13 protein-coding genes are annotated in these 13,081 nt (G+C 68.5%); 7 read left to right on the top strand and 6 right to left on the bottom strand.

From position 1 onward, the window contains the following. Positions 1–65: 65 nt before the first annotated feature. A complete protein-coding gene (locus tag ACPEES_RS05680) occupies positions 66–1,940 on the bottom strand; it encodes a DUF294 nucleotidyltransferase-like domain-containing protein (protein WP_435101944.1) in 1,875 nt (624 codons plus the stop codon). A 505-nt stretch (positions 1,941–2,445) separates the two neighbouring features. On the opposite strand from ACPEES_RS05680, the gene ACPEES_RS05675 reads away from it, so the two are divergent. Both ACPEES_RS05675 and ACPEES_RS05670 read left to right on the top strand, forming a co-directional pair. Further along, positions 2,446–3,441: a hydrolase gene (locus tag ACPEES_RS05675; RefSeq protein WP_435101942.1), complete on the top strand. Its 996-nt coding sequence runs from the start codon at positions 2,446–2,448 to the stop codon at positions 3,439–3,441. Positions 3,442–3,776: 335 nt separating this feature from the next. After that, positions 3,777–4,610, top strand: a complete 834-nt coding sequence (locus tag ACPEES_RS05670) for an SDR family oxidoreductase (protein WP_435101940.1) — start codon at positions 3,777–3,779, stop codon at positions 4,608–4,610. 5 nt (positions 4,611–4,615) lie between these two features. On the opposite strand, the gene ACPEES_RS05665 is transcribed toward ACPEES_RS05670, so the two are convergent. Genes ACPEES_RS05665 through ACPEES_RS05650 form a run of 4 tightly spaced genes read right to left on the bottom strand, consistent with a single transcriptional unit; the run spans position 4,616 to position 7,494 of the window. Next, entirely contained in the window at positions 4,616–5,362 is a 747-nt protein-coding gene (locus tag ACPEES_RS05665) for a class I SAM-dependent methyltransferase (protein ID WP_435101938.1), read from the bottom strand. Continuing rightward, positions 5,349–6,092, bottom strand: coding sequence for a DUF72 domain-containing protein (locus ACPEES_RS05660; RefSeq protein WP_435101936.1), 744 nt, complete (start codon positions 6,090–6,092; stop codon positions 5,349–5,351). Before ACPEES_RS05660 ends, ACPEES_RS05665 begins: the two co-directional genes overlap by 14 nt. Then, complete coding sequence (locus ACPEES_RS05655) at positions 6,071–6,595, bottom strand: NUDIX domain-containing protein (protein ID WP_435101934.1); 525 nt, start codon at positions 6,593–6,595, stop codon at positions 6,071–6,073. Before ACPEES_RS05655 ends, ACPEES_RS05660 begins: the two co-directional genes overlap by 22 nt. Next, complete coding sequence (locus ACPEES_RS05650; RefSeq protein ID WP_435101932.1) at positions 6,592–7,494, bottom strand: LysR substrate-binding domain-containing protein; 903 nt, start codon at positions 7,492–7,494, stop codon at positions 6,592–6,594. The genes ACPEES_RS05655 and ACPEES_RS05650 overlap by 4 nt, the downstream gene beginning before the upstream one ends. 119 nt (positions 7,495–7,613) lie before the next feature. On the opposite strand from ACPEES_RS05650, the gene ACPEES_RS05645 reads away from it, so the two are divergent. The 5 genes from ACPEES_RS05645 (at position 7,614) to ACPEES_RS05625 (ending at position 12,286) form a co-directional block, all read left to right on the top strand. Then, a complete protein-coding gene (locus ACPEES_RS05645; protein ID WP_435101930.1) occupies positions 7,614–8,801 on the top strand; it encodes a YbfB/YjiJ family MFS transporter in 1,188 nt (395 codons plus the stop codon). Further along, complete coding sequence (locus ACPEES_RS05640; protein WP_435101928.1) at positions 8,798–9,400, top strand: glutathione S-transferase N-terminal domain-containing protein; 603 nt, start codon at positions 8,798–8,800, stop codon at positions 9,398–9,400. Before ACPEES_RS05645 ends, ACPEES_RS05640 begins: the two co-directional genes overlap by 4 nt. 65 nt (positions 9,401–9,465) lie before the next feature. Beyond that, positions 9,466–11,163 carry a C13 family peptidase gene (locus ACPEES_RS05635; protein WP_435101926.1) on the top strand — a complete coding sequence of 566 codons (1,698 nt, stop codon included), beginning with the start codon at positions 9,466–9,468 and terminating at the stop codon, positions 11,161–11,163. Positions 11,164–11,248: 85 nt separating this feature from the next. Next, complete coding sequence (locus tag ACPEES_RS05630; RefSeq protein WP_435101924.1) at positions 11,249–11,422, top strand: hypothetical protein; 174 nt, start codon at positions 11,249–11,251, stop codon at positions 11,420–11,422. A gap of 204 nt (positions 11,423–11,626) precedes the next feature. Then, the gene (locus tag ACPEES_RS05625; RefSeq protein WP_435101922.1) at positions 11,627–12,286 is read left to right on the top strand and encodes a peroxiredoxin; all 660 of its coding nucleotides are present in this window, start codon (positions 11,627–11,629) and stop codon (positions 12,284–12,286) included. 102 nt (positions 12,287–12,388) lie between these two features. Here the strand turns inward: ACPEES_RS05625 and ppa are convergent, their stop codons facing one another. Then, complete coding sequence (ppa, locus tag ACPEES_RS05620) at positions 12,389–12,937, bottom strand: inorganic diphosphatase (RefSeq protein ID WP_435101920.1); 549 nt, start codon at positions 12,935–12,937, stop codon at positions 12,389–12,391. Positions 12,938–13,081: the final 144 nt, after the last annotated feature.

Raw genomic sequence — 13,081 nt, 5'->3', positions numbered from 1 at the left:
GTTCGGGTGTCCGGTCCGGCGTGGTCGTAGCGCCGCTCACCGCCCACCTCCACGAGTACGCCGGACTACAACTGGTAGCGAATCGCCAGGCGCCGTTGCAGCCCCCGCCCCTGGCGCAACGCCTCGAGGAGAACACGACGGTCGAGCGGGTTGAGGCCATCGGGCTCAATGCGATTGCTGAGGGCTTCCCCGGCGCGATTCTGGGCCTGATGACCCTGCATGCGCAGGAACTGCAGAAAGGCGAATGCGTGCCCCCAGGCCGCCGCATCCTCCGCACTCGCCATGCCCGCCCCTGGCAGAGCAGCTAGGCGCTCGCTGGTCGCCGTCGCCTCGATACCACCGGCGAGCGCGAGCACGCGCGCCCCTTCCACGAAGGGAAACAGACCGCGCATCTTCAGATCGAAGCTGCGGCCGGCCCCTTCCTCGTCGCGTTCAGTGGCGAAACCGCGCAGCCAGCCGAGCGCCGGACGGTGACTCAGGGCGTTACCGGCGAGCGCCCGCTGGAAGAGCGTGTTGTGCTGCGCCTCCTCACGCATATGAGCGCGCAGGCGCATTGCCGGGGCCGTGTCTCCCCAGACCGGGCGCAAGTCGAAGTAGATGCTGGAGTCGAGCAGGTGCTCCGGCGTCGTGGTCGCGATCAGGCGCGAAAACGTGGCCCGCCACTCCCCGACGCTCAGACACAGCGCCGGATTGCTCGCCATGATATTTCCCCGGCACAGGGTGAAACCACAGCGATCGAGGGCAATGTTGATGGTATGGGCGAGGGGCAGCAGGCGCTTGCGCACGGCCTCGGGCGCCTCGTCACCGGGGTCGAACAGCAGGCCGTTGTCCTGGTCGGTGTGCAGTGTCTGCTCACCACGCCCCTCGCTGCCGAAGGCAAGCCACGTGAAGGGCACGGCCGGCGGGCCGTAGGTGGCGATACACAGCTCGATCACCCGGGCGACGGTACGGTCGTTGAGTAGCGTGAGCACGCGGGTGATCTGCTCCGCCCCCGCCCCGTGGCCGAGCAACCCATCGATGAGCAGGGGAATGCCATGGCGCACGGCAACCACTTCCGAGACGTCCGAGGCAGCGTTCAGCGCCCGCATGATCTGCACGACGTTGACCTGCTGACGGGCGAACAGATCCCGCTCGGAAACCACCCCGATCACCTGCCCGTCCACCACCACCGGGACGTGGCGAAAGTGGTGACGGGCCATGAGCACCACCGCCTCGAAGGCGAGGGCCTCACCGGGCAGCGTCCGGGGGCTGGGGGTCATGACCGCCGACAGGGGGGCATCCAGGTCGCCGCCGTCGGCGACGACCCGACGGAGGTCGTGCAGCGTGAAGATGCCCTTGAGCTCGCCGTCCCCGTCGGCGACGACGACCAGGCTGCCGACGCGCTCGCGATGCATGCGGGCCACCGCGGTACGAACGCTTTCCCCCGGCGAGGTCGTCACCGGCTCGCGCACGCAGAGGCTGCGCAGGGTCACGTCCAGGCTGGTGAGACGGGAGAGCTCGTCACCCGGGCGTTGACGAACGGCATGGTGACCGCGCGCCAGCAGGTCCACGGCCCCCTCGTCCCAGAACGCAGCGAACGCCGGATCGGCACTCATGCATTGACCGAACATGTCCGCGGGGATGCCGTAAAGCCGCGTGGCGCCGGCAGCGCGGTAGGTCACCTCCAGCGCACGCCCTTCCCGCCACGCATCCACGCCGAGCACCTCACCGATGAACCGGTCGGCCGAGGAGTCGTCGCCACTCGCCGCGACCACACGGCCGGCGGCGATCACCCACAGCGTCCCGGGCGGACCATCCTCCGGCGCGAGAACACATTCGCCGTCGGCAACGTCCCGCACCACCGCCGTTTCCGCCACCAGCATCAGGAGATCGGCGGGGAGGCCATCGAACGGGGGATGAGCTGCGAAGAAGTCGCGTCGTTCCACAGGAGCCGGTTGCACGTTGTTGGTACTCCTCGGCCATGGGTCATGCTCGCCATCACGGAAGCGCTGCCCGATTCGTCATGCTGACAGTGCCCGTTTCCCGAGCTTACTACTAATCTTCTCAGAGGTATTGTCATGTGTCAGAGCGCCAGAGCGGTTCGGGGGCAAGGCGCGCTCGCGCCGGCGTGGCGGGGCTCACGTCAAGCGAGCGCAACGCCGCCACCGGGCCGCTGTGGCGCTCCCTTCGGGCCGGACTGTGCGCCGATGGGGTCTGCGTTGCTCGCCGCTCATGTAGCCCGGCTACACCGCGCGCCTCGCGCCTTGCCCCATCGGCGCACAGTCCGGCTGACGCATGACAATACCTCTGAGAAGATTAGTAACCTTTCGACAGGCATTACCATGTCTAGGCGTTCGTCGACAGGCTCGTACTCACGTGATGTGGCCGCGCCACACCGGCGCTCACGGGTCGTATCGATACACCGCACCATCGCACCACCGCCCTCCGGCGGGGTACGCTGGCACCATGTCCAGCGAACGAGCCGCGTCGCCGACCACTGGCGCATTCCAGCCGGCATGGTGGCTGCCCGGCCCCCATGCGCAGACGATCTGGCCGGCCGTCTTCCGACCGGCACCACGGGTGCCTCTATCCGGCGAGCGAGTGGGACTGCCAGATGGCGACCATGTCCGCCTGCACTGGGGGCCGCCCCGCGCCGGTGCGCTGGTACTGCTGCTCCATGGCCTTGGCGGCTGCGCCGGTTCGCCGTACATCCGCGGCCAGCTCGCCGCCCTCGCCCGCACCGGCTTCCAGGGCGTCGCCATGGATTTCCGGGGAGCCGCCGGCGAGCCGAACCGGCAGCGGCGTTTCTATCACGCCGGCGACTGGCCCGACCCGGACGCCGTCGCCGAGGTGTTGCAGCGTCGCTACCCGGATCGCCCGCTTTGCGCCGTAGGCTATTCCCTCGGCGCCAGCGTGCTCCTCAACTGGCTGATCGCCCGTGGCCGGCAATCGCCACTCGCCGCCGCAGTGGCGATATCGACACCCTTCGACCTCGGCGCATGCGCCAATCACATCGACCGCGGCTTCGCGCGCGTGTACCAGGCTCACATACTCGGCTGCCTCCGCCGGTTGATGCGGGCGAAATACCGCCATCGCGACGACGCCCCATGGCCGCTGGAACAGCTCGGCGTACTCTCCAGCCTGCGTGTGTTCGACGACCGGGTAACCGCGCCGCTACACGGCTTCGACAACGCGGACGACTACTATGCCCGGGCGAGCACCCGCGGCCGCCTCGATCATATCCATCGCCCGACCGTGCTGTTGCATGCCGCCGACGATCCCTTCATACCCGCCGCCAGCCTGCCCGACCCGGATGCCCTGCCGCCGGCGGTAGACCTCGAGCTCACCGCGACCGGCGGCCACGTCGGATTCGTCGAGGGCGCGCACCCGGCGGCGGCCGACTACTGGTTGGAGCGCCGCGTTCCGGAATGGTTACGCTTGACGGTAGGGGGCAATTACTAATCTTCTCAGAGGTATTGTCATGCGTCAGAGCATCACAGCGGTTCGGGGGCAAAGCGCGTTCGCGCCGGCGTGGCTGAGTCACGTCAAGCGAGCGCAACGCCGCCGCCGGGCCGCTGTGACGCTCCCTTCGGGCCGGTCTGTGCGCCGATGGTTCTGCGTTGCTCGGCGCTTATGTAGCCCGGCTACACGGCGCGCCTCGCGCCTTGCCCCATCGGCGCACAGACCGGCTGACGCATGACAATACCTCTGAGAAGATTAGTAACGTCGGTTGCTGCCACCATACGCAACCGTATGTTATGCTCCGGGTTGCCATGCCTAAAGGGGGAGAAACACGCATGAGCCTCACAGGCAAAACCCTGCTCATCACCGGCGCCAGCCGCGGCGTCGGCAAAGCGATCGCCCTGCGCGCCGCCCGCGACGGCGCCAACGTCGTCATCGCCGCGAAGACGGTGGAACCCCACCCCAGGCTGCCGGGCACGATCTACTCCGCCGCGGAGGAAATCGAGGCCGCCGGGGGCAAGGCACTGCCGGTGGTCACCGACATCCGCGACGAGGAGAGCGTCGAGCGCGCCGTGGAAAAGGCGGTGGAGCGTTTCGGCGGCATCGACGTACTGGTGAACAACGCCAGCGCCATCAACCTCTCCGGCACGCTCGAGCTGCCCATGAAGCGCTATGACCTCATGCAGCAGGTCAACGCCCGCGGCACCTTCCTGTGCAGCCAGAAGTGCCTGCCGCATCTGTTCAACGCGCCCAACCCGCACGTGCTCTCGCTGGCACCGCCGCTGGACATGCACCCGCGCTGGTTCCGCGATCATCCCGCCTACACCATCGCCAAGTACGGCATGAGCATGTGCATGCTGGGCATGGCGGAGGAGTTCCGGGATCGCGGGGTAGCCTTCAACGCCCTGTGGCCGCGCACGCTGCTGAAGACCGCGGCGGTGGACAACCTCCTCGGCGGCCCGGAGATGTCGGCACGCGGGCGCTACCCCACGATCGTGGCGGACGCCGCCTACGCCATTCTCAACCGCCCCAGCCGTGAGTGCACGGGACGGTTCTTCATCGACGAGCAGGTGCTGCGCGAGGAAGGCGTCAGTGACTTCGCCGCCTATCGCGTTGACAGCGACCTCAGCGAAGACCAGTTACAGCTGGACCTGTTCGTACGCCCGTAAACGGTTCATGCACCGGCTGGCCGGCACGAGGCGTGGACGCTGAGCGGCCAGCGCACCCGGTGCTCACCGGCCCACAGGGGCGCGAGGGCGCGGCGGAGCTCGCTCGCCGGCGCTTCGCCCGCCGCCTCGGCCCTCTTGACGCCCGACCAGGTGCCTATATAGGCGAGAAACGTCGCCAGATCCCAGTGCCGGACGATGCCGAAGTCCGGCGCCTCCAGCGGGGTGAATGGCAGCTCGAGGCCGGGATAGCCCGCCGCCACCCAGGCCCGCTCCGGCGGCCACCAGGCCGCCAGCCGACGGTCATGGAAGTCGGCGAGCACGGCATCGATCGCCGGATTCACCCGGCACAGGCCATACCCCCAGACGGCGAGCACACCGCCCGGGCGGAGCACCCGCTGCACTTCCGCGAAGAATGCCGGGACATCGAACCAGTGCAGCGCCTGGGCAACCGCAACCAGGTCCACCCGGCCGGCGGCGACGGGCGCGTGCGCGGCTTCCGCCACCGCATAACCCACACCGGGCGCCGCGCGGCCGCTTCGCACCTGGCCCGGCGAAGCATCGGTGGCGATCACCCGGTCGAAGTACGTCCGCAGGCGCGACGCCGCCTGCCCCGTGCCGGTGGCGCAATCCCAGGCGAGCGCGCGGCCGTGCGTCCGGCTCGCGAGCCACGCGAATAGCTCCTCCGGGTAGTCTGGACGAGCATCGGCATAGGCACGGGAGTGGCCGCCGAAGTGGTCCTCAAACCGGGCCATCGAGACGCTCGGCCAACCGCTGGGCATCCACCACGGCGTGCCCCTCCTGATCGTTGTTGAAAAACACCCACGCGTCGCGCCCCGCCCGGCGTTCGCCCGCGAGCCAGGCCGCCCAGTCGTCCAGTGCCTCGTCGGAGTACGCCCCGCCGTAGTCAACGCCGTGGAAACGCAGGTAGACGCGTTCGGCGGTGGCACAGCGCGGATGATCGGCGAGTGCATCGTGCACGCACAGCGCCGCGTCGTGCGCCCGCAATACCGCGAGCACTTCGTCGGCCAGCCAGCGCTCGTCACGGAACTCCACCACCCAGGGCAGCTCGGGGGCGGCGGCGAGAAACCGGTCCAGGCGCTCGGCATCGGGACGCCAGCGCGGCGGAAGCTGCAGCAGCACCCCACCGAGCTGTCCGCCCAACGCGGCGGCAACGGGTCGGAAACGCTCCAGGCTCGCCTCCGGGTCCTTGAGGCGCTTCATATGGCTGCCGTAGCGGCTGAACTTGAGCACGAAGCGGAAGTCCGCCCCCACCGCCGCCGCCCAACCGCGCACCGTCCCGGGTTCGGGCAGGCTGTAGAAGGTGCCGTTGATCTCCACCGCCGGAAAGCGCTCGGCGTAGTAGGCCAGCCACGAACGGCGCGGTAGCGACTCCGGGTAAAGCACCCCACGCCAGTGGCGATAGTCATAACCCGAGGTGCCGATGCGCAGCCGCCCCTCGCTCATCGCTGCGACGGTCCCCATTCCGGTGCGTGTCCACGGCTCTGCAGCCACTCGAACAATGCGGGCCCCGTCCCGTGGGGCCAGGGACGGATGTCCGCCGGGTCGAGGCAGCGTACCTCGGCGAGTTCCTCGCCCGCGTGCGGCGCGCCCAGAAGCGCGACGTGGTAGGTGAGCAGCAGCTGATTGTTGCGGTAATAGGCATGGATTCCCACGAACTCGCGAATCTCGCCCGCCACGCAGAGCTCTTCGGCCACCTCCCGCAGAATGCCCTCCTCGGGGGTTTCCGCCGGCTCCAGGAAACCGGTGACCAGACCGAACTTGCCCGGCGGCCAGCCGGCATTGCGGGCAAGCGTCACGCGACCGTCCGGGGTCTCGGCAATCGCCGCCACCACCGGCACGGGATTGTCCCAGAACACGAACCCGCAGCCGTCAAAGGGACACGCCAGACGCTGAACGCCGCCCAGCGTGCGCGTGACCAACCCGCCGCCGCACTGCGGACAATAGCGTCGTCGTTCCTCGTTCATGCCGGCATTGTAGGCGCCGCCGCGGCGGCGTTGGAATCCGTCGCCGCGTTGAGGCAGGCGACGAACGCCTTCAGCGCAGCGGACTGCGCCTGCAACGGCGGGCACACGAAACGTGTGACGACCTCGGCCACGTGCCCCGGCAACGCCAGACCGTGAACCCCGAACCGCGGCCCCTGGGCGCTGACGATGGCCTGCGGCAGCATTGCATAGCCCATACCGGCGGCAACGCAGCCGAGCATGGCCTCCACCGTACCGAATTCGAATATGCGGGCCGCCGACACGCCCCGTTCGGCGAGATAGAGCTCGATACGCTGGCGATAGCTGCAGCCCTGGCGAAAGGCCATGAACGCGGTCCGGCCGAGGTGATCGGCGTCCGGCGGGGCCTGCTGCGTGGACGGTGTGACGAGCACCAGGCGTTCGCGAAACGCATCGACCACACGCCAGCCGGCGAGCGGCACCTCGCCGGCCACGAACGCGCCATCGAGCCGGCCGTCGGTGACGCGGTCCAGCAACTCGGCGGTGGTTCCCGTGACCAGTTCCAGATTGACCGCCGGATGTTGCGCGTGGAATTCGGCCAGCAACGGCGGCAGACGCACCGCGGCCGCCGTCTCCAGCGAACCGATGCGCAACGCGCCGGTTGGCTCGGAGCCGTCCACCACCTCCGCCACCGCCGCATCGTGCAACGCCAGCAACCGCTCGGCGTGGCGCAGCAGCGACCGGCCCGCCGGCGTGAGGCCGACCCGCCCGGATCGGGTCAGCAACTGCCGACCGAGCTCGGCCTCGAGCTTCTTGATGTGAGCGGTGACGTTCGACTGAACCGTGTGAGATCGCTCGGCTGCTGCCACAAAGCTGCCCGTATGGGCCACGGCGGCGAACAGCCGCAGAGAACGAAGCTGCATCGCGGAATGGCTCTCCATGATATATCACTAAAAATGATAGCAGACAGCTATATAAATCGTTTTCAAACATGTCGGGAACCGCCTACCGTGAGCACATCCACTGCCGTACGGAGACCGCCATGCGTTTGCCCGCCATTGCACCCGGTATCACCGGGGCCGCCGTCACCTTTGCCGGCATCGGACTGGCGCGTTTCGCCTACACGCCGCTGATACCCGCCATGGTGGACGCAGCATGGTTCTCGGGCTCGCAGGCCGCCTACCTGGGCGCCGCAAACCTGCTGGGGTACCTGGTGGGCGCGGTCTCCGCCCACCGCCTCGCCGAACGTTTGGGTGCGGAGCATTGCCTGCGGGCATCCTTCGTCGCCGTGGTCCTGAGCTTCTTGCTGTGCGCCGCGAACGCACCGTTCGCCTGGTTCTTCCTGTGGCGTTTCGCTGCGGGGCTCGGCGGTGCCGTGCTGATGGTCGTCGGCGTGTCCATGGTCATCGCCGCCGTGCCGCCGGCCCGACGCGCCGCCACCGCCGCGCAGAGCTTCACCGGCATCGGTATCGGTGTGCTGCTCTCGGCCATCCTGGTACCGGTGCTGCTCCGCACCGGCCTGACCGCCGCCTGGGTCGCACTCGGCGCGTGCGCACTCGCCGCCGCGATCCTCGGCTGGCGCTGCCGGCAACCCGACGAGAAGGCGGCCACCGAAGCCTCCGCGCAGGCGCCGCCGGCGCGAGCGCTGCTGGCATTGAGCGCGACGGTTATCGTCGCCTACACACTGGACGCGGTCGGCTTCGTCCCGCATACGGTCTTCTGGGTCGACTATCTCGCCCGCGGGCTAGGGCTCGGCATGGCGGCGGCGAGCCTGCAGTGGGCACTGTTCGGCGTCGGTGCCGTATTCGGCCCGCTCGTGGTCGGACGGGTGGCCGGGCGGCTGGGCTGGCGGAGCGCACTCACCGGCGCCCTCGCCGCCAAGGCGGTCATCGTCGGCCTGCCGCTGATCACCTCGACGCCCGTGGCACTCGCCGTGTCGTCCCTGGCGATGGGGGCACTGGTGCCCGGCGTCGTCACCCTCACATCCGGCCGGCTCGCCGAAATCGTGGGCATCGCTGCTCACCGCCGGGTCTGGGGGTGGGCAACCACGGCATTCGCCCTGGCGCAGGCAGCCGCGGGCTACGGCTTCGCCGCGCTGTTCGCGGCGAGCGGCTACGCGCCGCTTTTCGCCGGCGCCGCAGCGGCTCTGGCCCTCGCCGCCGTGGCGAGCCACGCCGGCCCGCATCACACGTCAGCCACCACCCCACGCGAAGGAGCCTGCCGGTCATGAAGCTCTACCTCAACGCCACCTCCCCGTTCGCCCGCCTTGCCCGAATCGTGGCCATTGAGAAGGGCCTCGCCGCGCGCACCGAGCTGTGCTGGGTGAATCCGTGGCAGGACGACGCCCGGTTGCTCGCGATCGCGCCTCTCGCCCGGGTGCCGGTGCTGATCACCGACGACGGCGCCGCGCTGACGGAATCGCTGCTCATCGCCCGATACCTGGACGACACCGGTGTCGGCGCATCGCTGGTACCCGAGCATGACCGCGCGCGCACCCTGGCACTGGCCGGTCTCGGTCACGGTCTGATGGAAGCGGCCTTCCAGACAGTCATCGCCCGCAAGCACGACGGCACGGCCGCCGATACCGGCCACCTCGGCCAGCGCCGCCGGCGGGCCATCCGGCGTGGCCTGGAAGCATTGCGCCAGTGGCATCGCGATGACGCAGCGATCGACGCCCTACCGCGACTCGGTGACCTGGTCAGCGCGGTGGCACTGGAATACCTGGCCTTCCGCCTGCCCGAAATGGTCGCCGCCGGCCAACCTCCGGCCCGATGGCGTACGCTCGCGGCGCGGGAGAGCTTCACAGCGACGGCGTTTCCGACCGGGTAGTGACTGACGACGGCCTGCAACCGTAAGCTCGCGGGAATTGTCATCTCAACGGACGAGGCTCCCCGATGCGCGACATACTGGTACTGATTCTCTGGCTGATACTCGCAGCCGCGACGGCACACGCCGCCGGGCCCGACGCGATCTTCCCCGACGGCGGCCGCTATTACGGCCCCCTGGAGGAGGGTCTGGCCCAGGGCCAGGGGCGCCTGGAATGGCCCAATGGCGCGCACTACGAAGGCGACTTCGACAACGGCCGCATGCACGGCGAAGGCGTGCTCGTCGGCCCCGCGGAAGGGGCGCGCTACGAGGGCGAGCTCGCCAACGGTTCTCCCGACGGACACGGAACGCGGGACTATCCCGACGGTGGTCACTACGTCGGTGAATTCCGCGATGGCATCGCCCACGGCCAGGGGCGACTCGAGCTGCCACGCGGCACCGTCTACGAAGGAACCTTCCGCAATGGCCGCGCCTTCGGCGAGGGTCGGCTGACGGAAAACGGTACTGTCTACACCGGCGAAGTGCGGGATCTGACCATGCACGGCGAGGGACGCCTGGAGCTCACCGGCGGTGACGTCTACAAGGGCGAGTTCGTCGACGGCGTCTTCGAGGGCGAGGGTGTCTACGAGGCCGCCGACGGCAGCCGCCACGAAGGCCACTTCCGGCAATGGCGCCCCAACGGAGAAGGGGTCTACACCGACGCGGACGGCAATGTCTACCGAGGCACCTTCGAGCAGGGGTGGCTGCAAGGTGAAGGCAGCTACGACGGCGCGGACGGCAGTCACTACGAAGGCGAGTTCCGGGACGAACGGTTCCATGGGCGCGGGCGACTGGTCACTGCCGACGGCGAGGTTCGCGAGGGCTGGTTCCGCCACGGCGAGTACTGGGGCGGAAACGAGGAAGTCGCGGAAACGATGCTCGGCGGCGTGATCGATGCGTTCACCGGCGATGACGCGTCGGCCCCGGGAGGACCACCGGCGGACCCCGCCGCGTTGCTGGCCGAAGACGCCCTGTACCGGCAAAGCGCGCTGCTGGACGACACCCTGGCCGCGGTGCAACCGCAACGCCCGGAGGGCATCGATCTTTATACCGTGGCGGTCGCCGGCGACAGCTCGCAGGCCGTTTTCCGGCGCGAGGTGGAGTACGTGCGCGATCAGTTCGCCGAGCATTTCGGGGCACGCGGGCGCCAGGTAGTGCTCGCCAACAGCCGCGATGCCGTCGACCGTCTCCCGCTGGCCTCGAGGGCGAGCCTGGCACGTAGCCTGGAATCCGTTGCCGAGCGTATGGACCCGGCCCAGGACATCCTCTTCCTCTACCTCACCAGTCACGGCTCGCGGGATCACCAGCTCGTGCTGGACCAGGAGGGAATCGCGCTGCCGGATCTCCCCGCTGAAGAACTCGCCGCCATGCTGGCGTCCCTGCCCGTCGAGCACAAGGTCGTGGTCATATCCGCGTGTTACGCCGGCGGCTTCATTCCGGCCCTGGACGACGGCAAGACCCTGGTGATCACGGCGGCAAGCGCCGACCGAACCTCCTTCGGCTGCGCCGACGGGAACGACTTCACTTACTTCGGCCGTGCCCTGTTCGCCGAGGCGCTACCGGAGGCGGATTCGCTGGTCGCCGCATTCGAACACGCACGGGAGCTGGTGCGCGCGCGCGAGGAGCGCGAGGGCATCGACACGCACTCGCAGCCCCGGATCCATCACGCCGCTACCGTCGAACGCCAGCTCACGCGGTGGCGCGCCTCCCTCACGAGCGAGCAATGACCGCGGGCGATGAGGGCGGCCGCGCCTTGCAAAAGGCATCGGTCGCCCGCATCTGCGGCAAAAGGTACAACAACCGGAGCGCCCGATGAGTCGACTCACTCCCGCCGCCCACCTGCTGCTCGCCGTCACCACGACGCTCTGGCTCGGCCTCGCCGAAGCCACCCCCAGCGATAAAGCCGAGCACGACTGCAGCCACGTGGAGGACTGCGAGCAGGGCCACGGCGAAGAGGCCGACGAGGACGATACCGCCGAACAGTAACGCCGGCGCCCGCACTGCGTGCGCCCGGCGTGGAGGCAGCGTCGGCACCGGGAACTATACTCTGTGCACCCTCTCCAGGGTCCCAGGCGGTGAACCCGATCGGTCCCTGACAGTACTCCCGGGCAGCGCTGGTGCATCGCCCCGGAGACGCGGCCGATCCGAACGCCAATCGATGTGCGAACGGCGCATGAATGGAGGTGTTCCATGGCTCTACGCATCAACGACGAGGCCCCCGACTTCTCCGCCGAAACCACCCAGGGAACCATCAACTTCCATGAGTGGATCGGCGACGGCTGGGCCGTGCTGTTCTCCCATCCCAAGGACTTCACCCCCGTGTGCACCACGGAGTTGGGCTACATGGCGGGACTGCTGCCGGAGTTCGAGAAACGCAACTGCAAGATCATCGGCCTGAGCGTCGACCCGGTGGAGAATCACGAAGCCTGGTCCAAGGACATCGAAGAGACCCAGGGTCACAAGGTCACGTACCCGATGATCGGCGACCCGCAGCTCGAAGTGGCCAAGCTCTATGACATGTTGCCCGCCGCGGCCGGCGACAGCTCGGAGGGCCGCACCCCCGCCGACAATGCCACCGTGCGCTCGGTATTCATCATCGGGCCGGACAAGACGATCAAGGCCATGCTCACCTACCCGATGAGCACCGGGCGCAACTTCGACGAGGTGTTACGGCTGCTGGATTCCTGCCAGCTCACGGCGCAGCACCAGGTGGCGACCCCGGTGAACTGGAAGCAGGGCGATGACGTGATCATCGTGCCGGCAGTCTCGGACGAGGAGGCGAAGAAGCGCTTCCCCGAGGGGTGGAAGGCACCCAAACCGTATCTGCGTATCGTGCCGCAGCCGAAGTAACCGGCGGCAATCATGGACACGGCGGCCTGCTGCGCGGACCGCCGTGTCGGCGCGCGCCCGCGCTACCGCGGGCCTACGCTCACGCCATCATCATCGGCACGGTCAGAAGTGGGGCTTGTCCGAGGTGGACTGGTAGCGCTCCACCGCGTCGTTGATCTCGGCGTGCGCCGCCTCCTGGCCCTTCCAGCCTTCGATGCGCACCCACTTGCCCTTTTCCAGATCCTTGTAATGCTCGAAGAAGTGGCTGATCTGGTCGAGCAGGATGCTGGGCAGATCGTCCGGCTTCGTGACGTCCTCGTAGAGGCTGGTGAGCTTGCTCACCGGCACGGCCAGAAGCTTCGCGTCACTGCCGGACTCGTCGCTCATCTCGAGGACGCCGATGGGGCGGCAGCGCACCACGGAGCCGGGAATCAGCGGAAACGGGGTGATCACGAGCACGTCCGCCGGGTCACCGTCGCCGCAGAGGGTATGCGGGATATAGCCGTAGTTGCAGGGGTAGTGCATGGCGGTGGCCATGAAACGGTCCACCATCAGCGCGCCGCTGTCCTTGTCGACCTCGTACTTCACCGGGTCGGCATGGGCGGGAATCTCGATGACGACGTTCACGTCTTCGGGGACGTTCTTACCGGAGCTGATGTTCTCCGAGATCATGCTCTGAACCTCCTGGAATCGTATGAAAGCCGGCCGGACACCCTGCCCGGACCGGCGGCGAGACCGTCACCCGCGCGGTGCCGCCAGCACGCAACGCTTGGCGTGGGCGGATATTGGGCTATGTTTGTGACAAAACGGGCGCGA

This window comes from Arhodomonas sp. AD133, assembly GCF_051195215.1.
GTDB lineage: Bacteria > Pseudomonadota > Gammaproteobacteria > Nitrococcales > Nitrococcaceae > Arhodomonas.
This window is presented reverse-complemented; position numbering and strand designations above follow the sequence as displayed.